Here is a 16630-nt window from a genome sequence, read left to right as displayed (position 1 = left end):
GTCGATTGCGGCTCCGCCGACGTCGGGAGCATCGATGATGCCGGGCCGACCCTGCAACCGCCCCTTGCCCCGCCCCTACCCCGCCAACGACTTCGGCAAACCGATCTGCGGCTCGACATCCACCCGATTGCGGCCGGCATTCTTGGCGCGGTAGAGGGCGGTATCGGCACGGGCCAGAATGGGTTCGATGCCGGTGTCGCTGGCATTCAGCCATCCCAGGCCCAGGCTGACCGTCAGGTGCAACTCGCCGCCGGACTCCAGCGGGATGGCGGTCGCGGCGATCTTCTGGCGCAGGCGCTGGGCCGCGGCGAAGGCGTTGACCGGCGGGGTTTCGGCCATCACCACCGCGAATTCCTCGCCGCCCAGGCGGCCGATGATGTCGCAGGCGCGCAAGGTCTCCTTGCAGGCGCGCACGGTGGCGCGGATCGCCTCGTCGCCGGTGGCATGGCCATGGGTGTCGTTGACCCGCTTGAAATGGTCGATGTCCAACATCACCACCGACAGCGGGCGATCATATCGTCGCGAGCGGGTAAACTCTTCAGCCCCCCGTTCCAGGAAGCGGCGGCGGTTCAGGGCGCCGGTCAGGGCGTCGGTGGTCGCCAGCCTTTCCAGGTCGCGCTGCATCGCCACGACGCGGGAGGCGGCCAGCAGGCGCGCCGCCGTCCATTTCCAGTCCAGCGGCTTGCGCAGGAACTCGTCGGCGCCGGCCTCCACCAACTCGTGGAACTGGTCGGTCATGCTGCCGGGGATCATCAGGATCAGATAGAGATGGCGCAGCCCCTGGGCGGTGCGCAGGTGCCAGCACAGTTCCAGCCCGGTCATGTCGTCCAGCCGGATGTCGGCCATCACCACGTCGAACCGTTCGCTCGCCACCGCCTCGATGGCGGCCGCGCCGGTCTCGACCACGCTGGTGGCGTAGCCGAGCTTGTTCAGCTCGTACACCATCATGGTCAGATGGCGCGGTGAATCGTCGACGATCAAGATCCGCAAAGTTGAAGGCTCCCGGCGATCCCGTCCCGTTTATGGAGCATGAGGCCGGACGTGTGCAAATGTCCTTAACGTCAGGTCACGGAAACATAACGAAAAGCCGGGTCATAGGGCATCGGCCCCGCCTGCGCGGCAGGGAAAAGCGAGCGATCCGGTCTGATGCTTTTGCACACGTTGCGTGCCGGGGCGCCGGATTGCTACTGTGACCGCAATCAGTTCGCGGGGCAAGCGGACGATAATGCGGGAGGCACGACCATGGACAGCGCGCGCGCGGCCCACATCGATGAACTCGTCCGTGTATCCGCCGGCGTGGCGTCGAGCCGCGATCCGATCATCGAAACCTCGTGGCGGCGCTGCGTCGCCGACCACAAGCTGGACCCCACCGTCGGGCGCGAGGCGCACATCCTGCCGCAGGAGCGGCTGCGCGAGCACCGCGACGCGATGGACGAATTCCTGCGCATGGCCCGCTTCGGGCTGGAGGCGCTGTACCGGCAGGTCGCCGGCATGGGCTATGTCCTGCTGCTGACCGACAGCAACGGCGTCACGGTGGACTTCATCGGCGACCCGACCTTCGACAACCACCTGCGCCGCGCCGGGCTGTATCTCGGCTCCGACTGGAACGAGGGCCATGCCGGCACCTGCGCGGTCGGCACCTGCATCGCCACCGCCGAAGCGCTGACCGTCCATCAGACCGATCATTTCGACACCACCCACATCCCGCTGACCTGCACCGCCGCCCCGGTGTTCGACAGCGGCGGGGAACTGGCAGCGGTGCTGGACATCTCCGCCCTGCATTCGCCGGAGCCGAAGATCAGCCAGTATCTGGCCTTGCAGATGGTCAAGGCCTATGTCCACAAGATCGAAACGGCGAACCTCTACAACAATTACCGCCGCGATTGGGTGGTGAAGCTGTCCGCCTCGCAGGAATTCGCCGAGGTCGACCCCGACTTCGTCCTGGCGCTGGACAATGGCGGGCGGGTCATCGGCTTCAACCACAAGGCCCATGACCTGCTGGCCGAGAACGGGGTGTCGCCGCTCGGCCGCAGCTTCGCCGAGCTGTTCGATTGCGAGGTCGATGATCTGGTGCGCTTCGTCCGCTCGCTGCCCACCGACCAGCGCACGCTGCGCCTGCGCCGCACCGGCCTGCCGCTGTTCGCCCAGGCGATGCCGCCGCCGGCGCTGACCCTGCCCCGCGGCCACGGCGCCGACCATGCCGCCGACGCCGCCCCGCTGCCCGAGCCGCTGCGCGCCGTGTCCGGCGGCGACCCGGCGCTGAAGGCGGTGCTGACCCGGGCGGCCAAGCTGGTCAACACCCGCATGAGCCTGCTGATCCATGGCGAGACCGGAACCGGCAAGGAGCATCTGGCCAAGGCCTTGCACAAGGCCAGCATCCGCCGGGCCAAGCCCTTCGTCGCCATCAACTGCGCGGCATTGCCGGAGAACCTGATCGAGAGCGAGCTGTTCGGCTACGAACCCGGATCCTTCACCGGGGCGACGGCGCGCGGCAAGAAGGGGCTGATCCTGGAGGCGGACGGCGGCACCCTGTTCCTGGACGAGATCGGCGACATGCCGCTGGCGTCGCAGACCCGGCTGCTGCGCGTGCTGGCCGAGCGCGAAGTGACGCCGATCGGCCGGACCAAGGCGGTGTCCGTCGATGTCCGCGTCATCGGCGCCACCCACCGCGACCTCATCGAGCTGGTCAAGGCCGGCAGGTTCCGCGACGACTTGTACTTTCGTCTCAACGGCGCGGTGTTCACCGTGCCGCCGCTGCGCCAGCGCGGCGACCTCGACTGGCTGATCGAACGGCTGCTGGCGGAGCGCGCCGACCGCGACGACATGCCGTACCGCCTGACCCCGGCGGCGCTGGCGGCGCTGCGCGGCCATGGCTGGCCCGGCAATGTGCGCGAACTGGTGAATGCGCTGGATTACGCCTGCGCGGTCAGCGACGGCGGGTCGATCGACCTGGCCGATCTTCCGGAACCGGTGCAGCACAGCGGCCTGTTCCAGGCCTGGCCGGCGCCGGAGGAGACGACGGCAGGGCCGATCCCGGCGGAGGAGGATCCGGCCGCCCGGCTGCGTGAAACTTTGCGGCGGCTGCATTGGAACGTATCGGCCACGGCGCGGGTGCTGGGGGTCGACCGCTCGACCGTCCACCGGCAGATGCACCGCTTCGGCATCGTGGCGCCGCACCGGGTGGAGTGACGGGGCGGAGTCGTTGCGGCGCATGCCCCCTCCCCATCCCTCCCCCGCTAACGCGGGAGAGGGGGTAGGAGCTTTGCGGGAGTTCAGCGGCAGTCCCCTCTCCCACCGAAGGTGGGGGAGGGTTAGGGAGGGGGCATCACACCGCCCTTACCCAGCCGCCCCATAGCCGCCGCCGCCCGGCGTCTCGATCACCAGGGCGTCGCCCGGCACGACCGCGGTGCGGTCCTGCGAGGCCAGCTCCTGCACGGTGCCGTCGGCCCGCTGCACCCAGCTGCGACCGAGCGCGCCGTCAGCACCGCCCTTCAGGCCGAAGGGAGCCACCTTGCGGTGGTTGGCGAGGATGGCGGCTGTCATCGGCTCCAGGAAGCGCAGGCGGCGGATCACGCCGTCGCCGCCGCGCCAGCGCCCGGCCCCGCCCGAGCCGCGGCGGATGCGGAAGCTCTCCACCAGCACCGGGAAGCGCCATTCCAGCACCTCCGGATCGGTCAGGCGCGAGTTGGTCATGTGGGTCTGCACCGCGTCAGTCCCGGCAAAACCGTTGCCGGCGCCGGAGCCGCCGCAGACCGTCTCGTAATACTGGTGCCACTCGTTGCCGAAGGTGGTGTTGTTCATCGTCCCCTGGGCCGACGCCATCACGCCCAGCGCCCCGAACAGCGCGTCGACGATGCATTGGCTGGTCTCGACATTGCCGGCGACCACCGCGGCGGGCGGATTGGGCGCCAGCATGGAGCCGGGCGGGATGACGATCTCGATCGGGCGCAGGCAGCCCTCGTTCATCGGGATCTCGTCGTCCACCAGACAGCGGAAGACATAGAGCACCGCCGCCCGGCAGACCGCGGAGGGAGCGTTGAAATTGTTGGGCAACTGCGAGCTGGTGCCGGAGAAATCGACGATGGCCGACCGCGCGGCCCGGTCGATCGACACCCGCAGCTTGATCACCGCGCCGTTGTCGAGCGTGACCGCGAAATCGCCGTCGCTCAGCACGCCGATGGCGCGGCGGACCTGCTCCTCGGCATTGTCCTGGACATGGCGCATGTAGGCGGTGACGGTCGACAGGCCATGCAGGCGGACGACGCGGTGCAGGTCGCGCATCCCCTGTTCGTTGGCCGCGACCTGCGCCTTGAGATCGCCGATGTTCTGCGCCGGGTTGCGCGCCGGGTGCGGACCGGAGCGCAGGAGTTCCAGCAGCGCCTCCTCGCGGAACTGGCCGTTCTCGACCATCGGCACGCAATCCAGCAGCACGCCCTCGTCGGCGATGGTCCTGCTGTCCGGCGGCATCGAGCCGGGGGTGATGCCGCCGACATCGGCGTGATGCCCGCGCGAGGCGACGAAGAACAGCAGATCCCGGCCCGCCTCGTCGAAAACCGGCGAGACCACCGTGATGTCCGGCAGATGGGTACCGCCATGATAGGGGTCGTTGAGCGCGAAGCTCTCGCCGGCTGCGAACTTGCCGGCCTGTCGCTCGATCACCGCCCGCACGCTTTCCCCCATCGATCCCAGATGGACCGGCATGTGCGGCGCATTGGCGATCAGCCCGCCCTCGCGGTCGAACAGGGCGCAGGAGAAGTCCAGCCGCTCCTTGATGTTCACCGACCGCGCGGTCTTCTCCAGCGTCACGCCCATCCGCTCGGCGATGGACATGAACAGGTTGTTGAAGACCTCCAGCATGACGGGGTCGATTTTCGCCCCGCCCTTGATGCCGGCGGCCTGCCGCTGGGCCGCCGGCTCCAGCCGGGTCAGCACCAGATGGTTCTTGCGCGTCACCTCGGCCATCCAGCCCGGCTCGATCACCGTGGTCGAGACCGCTTCGGCCAGGATCGCCGGACCGACGACGCGGTTGCCGGGCTGCAGTTGGCTGCGGTCGTAGAGCGGCGCCTCGCGACGCTGCCCGCCGGTGTGGATGCCAACGGTGGCGAGCCGGCGCGGCAGCACCGCGGTGGCGGCGATGCGGTCGGGATCCTCCAGCACGTCGGTCAGGCCGACCGCCTCCAGCGTCACCGACTCGACCTCCAGCGCGGTGCCGGGGGTGAGGAAGCCGTAGCGCCGGCGGTGCGCCTCCTCGAAGGCCTTGGTCATCGCGACCTTGGAGCCGAAGGCGACGGTCAGGGTGGTGTCGGAGCCGGCGGCCTTCAGATGGACGCGGCGGTTGATCGCCTGCCGGCCGGCATCGACGCCCTGGCGGGTCAGCTCGGCCCGGCCCTCGGTTTCCAGGTCGGTGAACAGCATGGTCAGCCGGTCGACCACGGCGTCGCTGAGCGGCCCCTCGACCGCGCGCTCACGGATGGCGACGGTGTCGGCCAGCCCGATGCCGTAGGCGGACAGGACGCCGGCCTGCGGGTGCAGGAACACCCGTGTCATGCCGAGCGCGTCGGCGACGGCGCAGACATGCTGCCCCGCCGCCCCGCCGAAGCCGTTCAGGGTATAGCCGGTGACGTCGTGGCCACGCTCCACCGAGATCGTCTTGATGGCGTTGGCCATGTTGTCGACGGCGATGCGCAGGAAGCCTTCCGCCACCTCCTGCGGCGTCATCGCCGTGCCGAGCTTGGCATTGACGGTGGCGGCCAACTCGGCGAAGCGGGCCTTCACCACCTCAGCGTCCAGCGGCTTGTCACCGTTCGGGCCGAAGAGCTGGGGGAAGAAGCGCGGCTGGATCTTGCCGACCATCACGTTGCAGTCGGTCACGGTCAGCGGCCCGCCGCGACGGTAGCAGGCCGGGCCGGGATTGGCGCCGGCACTGTCCGGCCCGACGCGGAAGCGGGTGCCGTCGAAGACGCAGAGCGAGCCGCCGCCGGCCGCCACGGTGTGGATGTGCATCATCGGCGCACGCACCCGCACGCCGGCAACCACCGCGTCGAAGGCGCGCTCATACTCGCCGGCATAATGCGAGACGTCGGTGGAGGTGCCGCCCATGTCGAAGCCGATCACCCGGTCGAAGCCGGCCATGCCGGCGGTGCGCACCGCGCCGACCACGCCGCCGGCCGGCCCCGACAGGATGGCGTCCTTGCCCTGGAAGCGGCGGGCGTCGGTCAGGCCGCCGTTGGACTGCATGAACATCAGCGGCACCGGCATGCCGTCGACGCTGAGGTCGTTGGCGACCCGGTCGACATAGCGGCGCAGCACCGGCGAGAGATAGGCGTCGGCGACCGTGGTGTCGCCGCGGCCGACCAGCTTCATCAGCGGGCTGACCAGATGGCTGACCGAGACCTGGGTGAAGCCGACCGCGCGGGCCAGCGAGGCGACCTGCCGCTCATGCTCGGGATAGCGGTAGCCGTGCATCAGCACGATTGCGGCGGCGCGGAAGCCCCGGCGGTGGGCCTCCTCCAGCCCGCGGCGGACGGCGTGCAGGTCGACCGGCTTCAGCACCCGGCCATCGGCCATCACCCGCTCCGGCACCTCGACGACATGGGAATAGAGCTGGTCGGGTAGATGAATGTGGCGGGCGAAGATTTTCGGGCGGGCCTGATGGCCGATGCGCAACTGGTCGCCCAGTCCCTCGGTCACCAGCAGGACGGTGGGCTCGCCCTTGCGTTCCAGCAGCGCGTTGGTGGCGACGGTGGTTCCCATCTTCACCACCTCCACCGTGTCGGCGGGGATCGGCTGGCCGGGCTTCAGGCCCAGCAGGTCGCGGATGCCCTGGACGGCGGCGTCGGCATAGCGTTCCGGATTTTCCGACAACAGCTTGTGGGTGACGACCGCCCCATCCGGCCGGCGGCCGACGATGTCGGTGAAGGTGCCGCCACGGTCGACCCAGAACTGCCAGCGGGCCGGTCTGGCCATATCCGGCTTGGCCCCATCCGCTCCGCCAACCGCCGCCCTGTCGTTCACGCCCATGGTCGCACCCGCCGAAATCCGCGCGCGGCAACCGCACCGCGCGTGGGCCGGAGTTTCGCGATCCGGCAGCGAATTTCAACCGCAAGCATGGCGGGCCGCACACGGGACACGGCGCCGCGGCGGAAAGAGCACAGGGGATCAGGCGGCCAGACGGTCGCGCTGGAGACCGGACACGCCGGACAGGATGCTGTTGAAGGCGCCGCTGCCATCCTCCAGCGCTTCCAGCGCAATAGAGAACTGGTTGGGCGGCGGCAGTTCGAACATCGCGGCGACCTCACCGCCGTCCAGCGCGATCCGGCCGCCGAATCGGCGGGCCAGCGCCCGCATGCGAGCATTCTCCGGCAGGCACATCATGTGGACATGGCGGATACCGCGGTTGCGCGCGGCGGTCAGGGTGCGGCGGACCAGCGTGCTGCCGATTCCCTTGCCCTGCAGCGCCTTCTCGATACTGATGCCGAATTCGGCCTGGTTCGGCCACAGGATGCGGTCGCCGCACAATTCGACGGCGCCGCGCAGCACGCCCCCCTCGAAGGCGCCGAGCAGGATTGTTCGGCCCCAGTCGATGGCGGCGCAATGACGCTCGACCGCTTCGTCGGACAGCGTGCCCATGAAACGGGAATAGCGGTCGGTGCGGTCCAGGCGGAGAAGATGCGCCCGATACTGCGGCAGTTCGGTCGGCATGATCTTGCGGATGACGGTCATGGCTCTGCTCACGGTTCTCGAAATTCGAAAACGCATTCGCGCAGAACGTTTTCCCCAGACCTTCGGACCATGCCCGGCGATCCCGGCGGATCGGGCGGGCGGCCACATGCTTATCACGGTGCGGGCACTCTCGGCGGCACCCTTTGTTGCATTGCAACATGGCGCCTCGGGCGGATTCCGCAAGCGCTTATTAGAAATTTGCGATACCAACAATGCAGGCCTGTTGCCGGGACGACACAGTTGGCCGACCCTCCCCCGGCCGCTATGCTGCCACGCGGTATCGGCCGATTCAGGCAAGGGCCTGAAGACGAGAGCGGAAGACGGACCATGAGCATTTGGGGCAAGATTCTCGCCAGCGCGGCCGGGCTGTTCGCCGGCGGGCCGCTGGGTGCCCTGCTCAGCGGGATGGCCGGCCATGCGGTGGACATCTGGTCGCCCTGCGGCGCCAAGGACGAGCCGCGCAAGCCGATGAGCCATGCCGAGGCGGAGGAGGCCAAGCAGACCGTCGCCTTCACCATCGGCGTGATCGCGCTGGCCGCCAAGATGGCGCGTGCCGACGGGGTGGTGAAGCGGGTCGAGGTCGACACCTTCAAGCGGCTGTTCCGCGTCCCGGCCGACGAGCTGGCGAATGTCGGCCGCGTCTTCGATCTCGCCCGCCGCGACATCCACGGGTTCGAGGAGTATGCCCGCCAGATCGCCAACCTGTTCGAGGACCGGCACGCGGTGCTCGAGGAACTGCTCGACAGCCTGCTGATGATCGCCGAGGCGGACGACGAGCTGCACGACACCGAGGTCGAATATCTGCGCGCCGTGGCGGTGATCTTCGGATTCGACGAGGCCGAGTTCCGCCGCATCGTCGCCGGGCACCATCTGGCCGGCACCCCCACCGGGTCCGATCCGTATGCGGTGCTGGGCGTGCCGCGCCATGCCGACGGCGCGGAGATCAAGGCCGCCCATCGTGCCCTGGCGCGCGAACACCATCCCGACCGGCTGGTGGCCCAGGGCATGCCGCAGGAATTCATCGATCTGGCGACCCAGAAACTCGCGCTGGTCAATGCCGCCTACGACCGCATCCGCCGCGAACGGGAAGGCGCCGCCGCCCTGTCCTGATATCCGCGCACCAGGACGGAGCGCGTCGATTCCAGGTTGATTTCCGATAGCCTCTTTCCCGCCTCGTGATTTATTGTTCCGGCGGGGCGGGTCACGCAAGGCCCGCGGATATCGGGAAGCGGAACGGCGATGCGGCGCACGGTCATCCGGACGATCTTCGGTGCGGTTCTGGGAACGGTCCTGACGGCGGTCGCTGCCTGCGGCGCGGGCGCACAGACCACGTCCCTTCCAGGCGGTGACGGCCCGCTGGTGCTGGGCCAGCCGCTCACGCTGGTGCTGGGGGCGCCGACCGCCGGTACGGACTGCACGGCGCAGGCGACGGCCATGAACGCGCAGGGGCTGGTCCTGGTCGCCAACGGCCAGACCATTCCGGGAGCCCGCGCCAGCTTCGCCTGCAACGCCAGGGGGGAGCTGGTAGGCACCGCCTCCACCTCGATCGCCGGCAGCGGCGACGAGGCCGCACAACGGCGGGCGGCCTGGCAGGCGGCCTTCAACGGCTTCTTCAGTCTGGCAGGCGCCAAGACCCTGCCGGTCGCCTTCGGCCCGGCAACCGGCGGCATCGCCACCATGCCCAGGATGGTTTCGATCCAGGGCGCCAGCGAGCGCGACCTCGGGCTGGCGGCGATCTGGTTCGCCCTGGTGGCATCGCTGTTCCTGTTCGCCTTCTTCCGCCATTTCGGGCGCACCGACGCCATCACCCCGATCGCCGGCGTGCCGATGCCGGCCGGCTACCGGGCGCCCTACAGCCTCGCCCGCTTCCAACTGCTGTGGTGGAGCGGGATCGTCACGTCCTCCTATGTCGGTATCCTGACCATCACCGGGTCGATGGACACCGTCACCACCGGCACCATGGCACTGATGGGAATCGTCGGCGGCACCTCCGTCCTCGCCGCCTTCCAGGACCGCCGGCCGAGCGACGACGACGGCCGGCGCCGGCAGCATGCAGACGCCTATCAGGCCGCGGCCGCGGCGACCCCACCCGACCGGGCGGCGATGGCAGCCAGCCTGGACGAGATCTATCCGCCGTCGCAAGGGCTGTTGCCCGACCTGCTGAGCGATGCCGCCGGCTACAACATCCACCGGCTGCAGTTGCTGGCCTGGACCATGGTGCTGGGCATCACCTTCCTCTACGAGGTCACCCGCACGCTGGGCATGCCGGAGCTGTCGGCCAACCTGCTGGCCCTGACCGGCATCAGCAACGGCACCTATTTCGGCTTCAAGATGCAGGAACAGCAGGTGGCGACTCCAACCGGACCAATGGCCGGACCGGCGGCCGGACCGGCGGCGGTTCCCGCCGGGTCCGCGGCCTGACCGGACCCGGCCCGCAGGACGCAACCCGCCCAACCGTTTTTCCGGGTCGCGGCGGAGGGGGACGGCGCGCTATAACCCATCCCTTCCCCTCAGTCTTCCGGCACACGAACGGTCCATGGCTCCTCCCGCACCCATCACGGCGCTCCAGGGCGTCACCGTCACCTTCGGCGGCGGCCCGCTGTTCGACGGCATCGACCTGTCGATCGCCCGCGGCGACCGCGCCTGCCTGGTCGGGCGCAACGGCTCCGGCAAGTCGACGCTGATGAAGGTGCTGGCCGGGATGATCCATCCGGACGGCGGCACCGTCTTCGTCCAGCCGGGAGCCCGCATCGCCTATCTGCCGCAGGAGCCTGACTTCACCGGCTGCGCCACCGTCCACGATTATGTGGTGCAGGGCCTGCCTGCCGACGAACAGGACGAGGCCCACCGGGTCGAGGCGGTGCTGGACCGGCTGCAGGTGGATGGCGGGCGCGATCCCCGCACCCTGTCGGGCGGCGAGTCGCGCCGCACCGCGCTGGCCCGCACGCTGGTCGGAAATCCCGACGTCATGCTGCTGGACGAGCCGACCAACCATCTCGACCTCCCCACCATCGAGTGGCTGGAGGGCGAACTGCTGTCCTTCCGCGGCGGGCTGCTGCTGATCAGCCACGACCGTGCCTTCCTGAACCGGCTGGCCCGGCGCACGCTGTGGCTCGACCGCGGCACGGTGCGCGCGACCGACCGCGGCTTCTCCGATTTCGAGAGCTGGCAGGCAGAGGTGTTCGAGTCCGAGGAGGCCGCGGCCCACAAGCTGGACCGCAAGATCGAAAGCGAGATGAAGTGGCTGCGCGAGGGCATCTCGGCCCGGCGCACCCGCAACATGGGGCGCGTGCGCAACCTGCTGGACCTGCGCGGCGTGCGGGCCGAGCAGATCAAGGGCGGCCAGCAGGCCAAGCTCGCCATTGCCGAGGCCGAGCGCGGCGGCCGGCTGGTGATCGAGGCCACCGGGATCGCCAAGGGCTTCGACACCCCCGAGGGCCGCAAGACCATCGTGCGGAACTTCTCGACCCGCATCCTGCGCGGCGACCGGGTCGGGCTGATCGGGCCGAACGGCGCCGGCAAATCGACCCTGCTGAAGATGCTGACCGGACAGCTGGCGCCCGACGAGGGCACGGTGAAGCTGGGGACCAACCTCGACACCGCCTATTTCGACCAGCGGCGCGAGGGGCTGGACCCGGAGGACACCATTCGCAAGGTGCTGTGCCCCTTCGGCGGCGACGCGGTGATGGTCAACGGCCAGTCACGCCACGTCGCCGGCTACATCAAGGATTTCCTGTTCGATACCCGGCAGCTCGACAGCCCGGTCAAGGCATTGTCGGGCGGCGAGCGCAACCGGCTGCTGCTGGCCCGCCTGTTCGCCAAGCCCAGCAACCTGATGATCCTCGACGAGCCGACCAACGACCTCGACATGGACACGCTGGACCTGCTGGAGGACGTGCTGGGCGACTATCAAGGAACGCTGCTGCTGGTCAGCCACGACCGCGACTTCCTCGACCGGCTGGTGACCGCCACCATCGCGCTGGAGGGCGACGGCACCGCCACCGAATATGCCGGCGGCTATTCCGACTATCTGGTGCAGCGCCCGGCCAAGGCGGCCCCCATCGCCGCGGCCAAGCCGAAGCCCACCGCCACGGCTCCCGCCATGGCCGCCAAGCCGCGCGGCAAGCTGAGCTACAAGGACCAGCGCGAACTGGACGAGTTGCCGGCCCGCATGGACGGGCTGGGGGCCGAGATTGCCAAGCTGGAGAAGGCGATGTCCGATCCCGACCTGTTCACCCGCGACCCCGCCAAGTTCCAGAAGACCAGCGAGCAGCTGCACGCCAAACAGGACGCCCTGGCCGCGGCGGAGGAGCGCTGGCTGGAGCTGGAGGCGATGCGCGAGGATCTGGAAGGCGGCCGGGGATGAGCCTCGCCCACACCCTCCAGGCACTCTTGGTGATGGCGTTGTGGGGGCTGAATTTCGTCGTCGCGAAATGGGCGCTGGCCGAATTCCCGCCGCTTTTCGTGATGTTCATCCGCTTCGCCCTGGTGGCGGCGCTGATCGTCCCCTTCTTCCGCATTCCCCGCGACAAGCTGTGGAAGATCGTGCTGCTGTCGGTGACGCTGGGCAGCATCCATTTCCCGATGATGTTCAGCGGGCTGAAGGGCATCGACGCCGCGACCGCCTCGCTGGCGGCACAGGCGCAGGTGCCCTTCTCGTCCCTGCTGGCGGCGCTGGTGTTCAAGGACAGGCTGGGCTGGCGCCGCGGCATCGGCATGGCCGCCGCCTTCGCCGGCGTGGCGGTGATCGCGGGCGAACCGCGGCTGGGCGAGTCGCTCCATTCGCTGCTGCTGATCCTGGCGGCCAGCGTCGCCTTCGCCGTGGCCAGCGTGCAGATGAAGCTGATCGGATCGGTGAACGGCTTCGCCGTCAACGGCTGGATGGCGCTGTTCGCCATGCCGCAGCTGCTGGGCCTGTCGCTGCTGATGGAACAGGGACAGATGGCCGCACTCGCCAACTCGACCTGGGTCGGCTGGGCCTCGATCGTCTACATGGCGGTCGGCGTCACCATCGTCGCCTATGGGCTGTGGTATCCGCTGCTGGGGCGCTACGACGTCAACCAGACCATGCCGTATCTGCTGACCGTGCCGGTCTTCGGCGTCGCGTCCGGCGCCCTGCTGATGGGCGATCCGCTGACGGTCAACCTCGCCATCGGCGGGCTGTTGACCGTGGGCGGCGTGGCTGTGATCGTGAAGCGGCGCCCGCGCACCGTCAGCGAGACGGTCACCAACCCGACCTGATGCCGACATGAGCAGCTTCCGCCGGATCGACCGCCCTTCCCCCAACCATGGCCCGCGGGCCGCGGATGCGCGGGTCGAGCTTCTGATCCTGCATTACACCGGCATGCCCACCGCCGCGCACGCGCTGGACCGGCTGTGCGACCCGGCGTCCCAGGTCAGCGCCCATTACACGGTGGACGAGGACGGCACCGTCTATGCCCATGTCCCGGAAGACCGCCGTGCCTGGCATGCCGGCCGGTCGAGCTGGCGCGGGGCCGGGGACGTCAACGGCCGTTCCATCGGCGTCGAGATCGTCAATCCCGGCCACGAGTTCGGCTATCGCCCCTTTCCGCCCGTCCAGATGGCGGCGGTCGCGGAGCTCTGCCGCGGCATCGTCGCGCGGCACGCCATCGCCCCCGCCGACGTGCTGGGCCACAGCGACGTCGCCCCGGACCGCAAGGAGGATCCGGGCGAACTGTTCGACTGGCCCGGCCTCGCCGCCCAGGGCATCGGGATCTGGCCCACGCCGTTCCAGGCAGACGACGGTCCCGTTGCGGATGCGGAGATCCCCGCCCTGCTGGGACGCTACGGCTACGACCCGGCCGAGCCGAGGGCGCTGCTGGCCTTCCAGCGCCATTTCCATCCCGGCAGGCTGACAGGCGCCGCCGACGCCGGAACGCTGCGAAGCCTGCGCGCCCTGCTGCGGCTGACCGGACGGTGACGCCGGTCTTCCCGGCAAGCGCCGGGCAGGCCCGATTTCACGCGGCGCCCCGGATTTGGGATTTGCCCCCACGGCCGCTTCCCTATATGAACGACCGCGCCAGATGGCCGGATGGCCGCCTTCGGTTTCGACCGGGGGAGGAAAGTCCGGGCTCCACGGAAACACGGTGCCGGCTAACGGCCGGCGGGGGCGACCCTAGGGAAAGTGCCACAGAAAGCAAACCGCCGGGGCTTCGGCCCAGGTAAGGGTGAAAGGGTGCGGTAAGAGCGCACCGCGGACCCGGCAACGGGGACGGCACGGTAAACCCCACCGGGAGCAAGACCGAATAGGAGCGGCCCGGCCACCGTCCCCGCAACGGGACGGGCGTGGGCCAAGCGCGTTTCTGCGCCGCCGCTCGGGTTGGTCGCGCGAGGCGTCCGGGCAACCGGCGTCCCAGACGAATGGCCATCGCCCGATCCTTCGGGATCGGGATACAGAACCCGGCTTACAGGCCATCTGGCGCTTTTCCCCCCTATTCCCGGCTCTTCCGTCCCGTTTGGGCCCGGTCGAGCCGCATCCATGGGTCGTCCCATGACGACCCATGGGGGGTACCCGCCCATGCGCCCGCCTTGCCCGGGGATGGGACGGAATGGGCGTCGTCCACAGCCCTGCGACGATATGGCCTGCCTCCTGCCACCCTCACACTTGGCTCCCCGCCCGGCTTTTTAACGGTCATCCCCGAACCGTCCACGGTCCCGTCCACATTTTCCCCAGACTAATCCACAGCCGGTGGATAAGTGTGGGGCGCATTCCCATGCTGTCCCATGATCGACCACACGTCCCCACCCAAAGACCTATGCCGTTCGCACGGGTCGATTCGTGCGCCCGAGAAACTATGGAACGCCTGCATTTTATTAAAGTGTCGGAACATTTGAGGAACGCGTGTGGATAACCTTATCCACATCGGCAGAGTCCAGCACAATACTGCGAGGATACTGAGATTTCGTACACCAACTTGCCCGGATGCCACAGCGTCACCCAAAAGTCTTGACACCCCCGTCTGAATACTCGGGGGAGCGTTGACGCCCATGCCGTCCCATGCTATCCCAAGAATGCCCATTTAAGGGGGGCTCTTACCCATTTTGGTTAACACCTGGGGCGGGAGCCGAATGGGTCAAGCGGAGCTGGCGCGGGGCACCCGACCGCGCATGGCGGGGTCGGGGGATAACAGGGGGGACCACCGGGCCGATGGCCGTTTTCCTGTCCACATACGTCAATAAGGTTGACAGGAAAGGGCGTGTGTCCATCCCGGCACAGTTCCGGCAGTCGCTTGCCAAAAGCTCGGCGGCCAACACCGTCTATCTCTGGCCCTCGCTGAACCACCAGGCGCTGGAAGGCGCCGACCAGGACTATCTCGACGTCCTCTCCGAAAGCCTCGAATCCCCCGACCTCGATGCCGACGAGCGCGACATGATCGAGACCTTCATCTTCGGCAAGCTGATCCCCGTCTCCCTCGACGCCGAAGGCCGCATCGTCCTGCCCAGGGAGCTGGCGGAGTTCGCCGGCATCGGCGAAGAGGCGGCCTTCATCGGCCGCCGCAAGACCTTCCAACTTTGGGAACCCAACGCCTTGAAGGCCCACGAAGCCGCGCTGCGCGAGCAGGTCGTGCGCAAGGACATCTCGCTCAGCCAGATCGTCGCCAAGGCGTCGCGCGGCGCCGCCAGCCGGAGCGGGGAGGGCGCATGACCGCCGCCCCGGTCCATATCCCGGTGATGCTGGCCGAGGTGATCGCCGCGCTCGCCCCGCGCGACGGCGGCATCTATGTCGACGGCACCTTCGGTGCCGGCGGCTACAGCCGCGCCCTTCTCGAATCGGCCTCCTGCCGTGTCATCGGCATCGACCGCGACCCCGCGGCGATCGAGCGCGGCCGCGCCCTGGCCCAGGCCTTCCCCGGCCGGCTGGAGGTGATCGAGGGCCGGTTCGGCGACATGGACCGGCTGGTGGCGGACCGGCTGCTGGCGGAACATGGCGTCGCGAAGGTCGACGGCGTGGCGCTCGACGTCGGCGTCTCCTCCCCCCAGATCGACGAGCCGGAACGCGGCTTCTCCTTCCGCTTCGACGGCCCGCTCGACATGCGGATGGGACGGGATGGGCCGACCGCCGCCGACGTGGTCAACACGGCCGGCGAGGCCGAGCTGGCCGACATCGTCTATCACCTGGGCGAGGAACGGATGGCGCGGCGCGTCGCCCGGGCCATCGTGGCCGCCCGCCGCGACTCGCCGATCGAGCGCACGGCGCGGCTGGCCGACATCGTCCGCTCGGTGGTGCCGAAGGGGAAGGGCGACGCGATCGATCCGGCCACCCGGACCTTCCAGGCCCTGCGCATCCATGTGAACGACGAGCTGGGCGAACTGCGGCGCGGCCTGTCCGCCGCCGAGTCGCTGCTGGCGCCCGGCGGGCGTCTGGCCGTCGTCTCCTTCCATTCGCTGGAGGACCGCGAGGTCAAGGCGTTCCTGCGGGACCGCTCCTCGCCGCCCGCCTCCCCGTCCCGCCATACGCCCGTGACCGCGGTCGCGGCGCACCACTCATCCTTCCGACTGCTCTCCCGGAAACCCGTGGACCCGAGCGACGCCGAAGCCCGCAACAACCCTCGCGCCCGGTCTGCCCGGCTGCGCGCGGCTGAACGTACCGAGGCGGCCGCGTTCCCGGCGCCCGGCAAGGAGGCAGCATGAAAGGCAAGACCTGGCTTTTCTGGGGAGGCCTGATCGCCGCCGCCGGCGGCGTGCTGTTCCAGACCAGCTATGACGTTCAGGATCTCGAGGAGAAGCTCGCCGGGCTGAACCGCAAGATCATCCAGGAACAGGAGTCCATCCAGGTCCTGAAGGCCGAGTGGAGCTATCTGAACGACCCCACCAAGCTGGAGCAGATGGCGCACGCCTATCTGGCGATGCAGCCGACCGAACCGCGCCAGTTCATGGCGATGGACGC

12 protein-coding genes, 1 other RNA gene and 1 pseudogene are annotated in these 16630 nt (G+C 69.0%); 11 read left to right on the top strand and 3 right to left on the bottom strand.

Annotated features, from left to right (window positions below; translation table 11 throughout):
- Positions 1-75 precede the first annotated feature (75 nt).
- On the bottom strand, positions 76-990 hold the full coding sequence (locus AL072_RS08620; RefSeq protein ID WP_082108818.1) for a GGDEF domain-containing protein: 915 nt from the start codon (positions 988-990) through the stop codon (positions 76-78).
- A 252-nt stretch (positions 991-1242) separates the two neighbouring features.
- Here AL072_RS08620 and AL072_RS08615 point away from each other — a divergent pair, with 252 nt between their 5' ends.
- Positions 1243-3189 (top strand): sigma-54-dependent Fis family transcriptional regulator, encoded by a 1947-nt coding sequence (locus AL072_RS08615; RefSeq protein WP_045580679.1) that lies wholly within the window; start codon positions 1243-1245, stop codon positions 3187-3189.
- Positions 3190-3336: 147 nt separating this feature from the next.
- On the opposite strand, the gene AL072_RS08610 is transcribed toward AL072_RS08615, so the two are convergent.
- Positions 3337-6966 (bottom strand): hydantoinase B/oxoprolinase family protein, encoded by a 3630-nt coding sequence (locus AL072_RS08610; protein WP_045580680.1) that lies wholly within the window; start codon positions 6964-6966, stop codon positions 3337-3339.
- A gap of 192 nt (positions 6967-7158) precedes the next feature.
- Positions 7159-7722 (bottom strand): GNAT family N-acetyltransferase, encoded by a 564-nt coding sequence (locus AL072_RS08605; RefSeq protein ID WP_045580681.1) that lies wholly within the window; start codon positions 7720-7722, stop codon positions 7159-7161.
- Between AL072_RS08605 and AL072_RS34220 the strand changes: the two genes are divergently transcribed.
- The 10 genes and pseudogenes from AL072_RS34220 to ftsL all read left to right on the top strand — a co-directional run.
- A complete protein-coding gene (locus AL072_RS34220; RefSeq protein ID WP_144428176.1) occupies positions 7721-8053 on the top strand; it encodes a hypothetical protein in 333 nt (110 codons plus the stop codon). The two genes, AL072_RS08605 and AL072_RS34220, sit on opposite strands and share 2 nt — an antisense overlap.
- Positions 8050-8832 carry a TerB family tellurite resistance protein gene (locus AL072_RS08600; RefSeq protein ID WP_045580682.1) on the top strand — a complete coding sequence of 261 codons (783 nt, stop codon included), beginning with the start codon at positions 8050-8052 and terminating at the stop codon, positions 8830-8832. Before AL072_RS34220 ends, AL072_RS08600 begins: the two co-directional genes overlap by 4 nt.
- A gap of 129 nt (positions 8833-8961) precedes the next feature.
- Positions 8962-10143 (top strand): hypothetical protein, encoded by a 1182-nt coding sequence (locus tag AL072_RS08595; RefSeq protein WP_045580683.1) that lies wholly within the window; start codon positions 8962-8964, stop codon positions 10141-10143.
- A 115-nt stretch (positions 10144-10258) separates the two neighbouring features.
- A complete protein-coding gene (locus AL072_RS08590; RefSeq protein WP_045580684.1) occupies positions 10259-12088 on the top strand; it encodes an ATP-binding cassette domain-containing protein in 1830 nt (609 codons plus the stop codon).
- Positions 12085-12963, top strand: a complete 879-nt coding sequence (locus AL072_RS08585) for a DMT family transporter (protein ID WP_045580685.1) — start codon at positions 12085-12087, stop codon at positions 12961-12963. The genes AL072_RS08590 and AL072_RS08585 overlap by 4 nt, the downstream gene beginning before the upstream one ends.
- Positions 12964-12970: 7 nt before the next feature.
- Positions 12971-13663 (top strand): N-acetylmuramoyl-L-alanine amidase, encoded by a 693-nt coding sequence (locus tag AL072_RS08580; RefSeq protein WP_045580686.1) that lies wholly within the window; start codon positions 12971-12973, stop codon positions 13661-13663.
- Between the two features lie 99 nt (positions 13664-13762).
- Positions 13763-14166: RNase P RNA component class A (gene rnpB, locus AL072_RS08575), an RNA gene on the top strand.
- 775 nt (positions 14167-14941) lie between these two features.
- Positions 14942-15388: a division/cell wall cluster transcriptional repressor MraZ gene (locus tag AL072_RS08570; protein WP_342669567.1), complete on the top strand. Its 447-nt coding sequence runs from the start codon at positions 14942-14944 to the stop codon at positions 15386-15388.
- Positions 15385-16374: a 16S rRNA (cytosine(1402)-N(4))-methyltransferase RsmH gene (rsmH, locus tag AL072_RS08565; RefSeq protein WP_045580688.1), complete on the top strand. Its 990-nt coding sequence runs from the start codon at positions 15385-15387 to the stop codon at positions 16372-16374. Before AL072_RS08570 ends, rsmH begins: the two co-directional genes overlap by 4 nt.
- Positions 16371-16556, top strand: a pseudogene (gene ftsL / locus AL072_RS36245) (cell division protein FtsL); the annotation flags it as partial. The gene rsmH and the pseudogene ftsL, both read left to right, overlap by 4 nt.
- Positions 16557-16630 lie beyond the last annotated feature (74 nt).

Source organism: Azospirillum thiophilum, assembly GCF_001305595.1.
GTDB lineage: Bacteria > Pseudomonadota > Alphaproteobacteria > Azospirillales > Azospirillaceae > Azospirillum > Azospirillum thiophilum.
Note: the sequence above shows the minus strand (reverse complement) of the source record. Positions and strands in the feature narration are given on the sequence as shown.

Bases quoted from the DNA above. Each gene is read 5' to 3' on its own strand.
- AL072_RS08615 (WP_045580679.1), top strand. From the start codon at position 1,243: ATGGACAGCGCGCGCGCGGCCCACATCGATGAACTCGTCCGTGTATCC.
- AL072_RS08610 (WP_045580680.1), bottom strand. From the start codon at position 6,966: ATGGCCAGACCGGCCCGCTGGCAGTTCTGGGTCGACCGTGGCGGCACC.
- AL072_RS34220 (WP_144428176.1), top strand. From the start codon at position 7,721: ATGGCTCTGCTCACGGTTCTCGAAATTCGAAAACGCATTCGCGCAGAA.
- AL072_RS08605 (WP_045580681.1), bottom strand. From the start codon at position 7,722: ATGACCGTCATCCGCAAGATCATGCCGACCGAACTGCCGCAGTATCGG.
- AL072_RS08600 (WP_045580682.1), top strand. From the start codon at position 8,050: ATGAGCATTTGGGGCAAGATTCTCGCCAGCGCGGCCGGGCTGTTCGCC.
- AL072_RS08595 (WP_045580683.1), top strand. From the start codon at position 8,962: ATGCGGCGCACGGTCATCCGGACGATCTTCGGTGCGGTTCTGGGAACG.
- AL072_RS08590 (WP_045580684.1), top strand. From the start codon at position 10,259: ATGGCTCCTCCCGCACCCATCACGGCGCTCCAGGGCGTCACCGTCACC.
- AL072_RS08585 (WP_045580685.1), top strand. From the start codon at position 12,085: ATGAGCCTCGCCCACACCCTCCAGGCACTCTTGGTGATGGCGTTGTGG.
- AL072_RS08580 (WP_045580686.1), top strand. From the start codon at position 12,971: ATGAGCAGCTTCCGCCGGATCGACCGCCCTTCCCCCAACCATGGCCCG.
- rsmH (WP_045580688.1), top strand. From the start codon at position 15,385: ATGACCGCCGCCCCGGTCCATATCCCGGTGATGCTGGCCGAGGTGATC.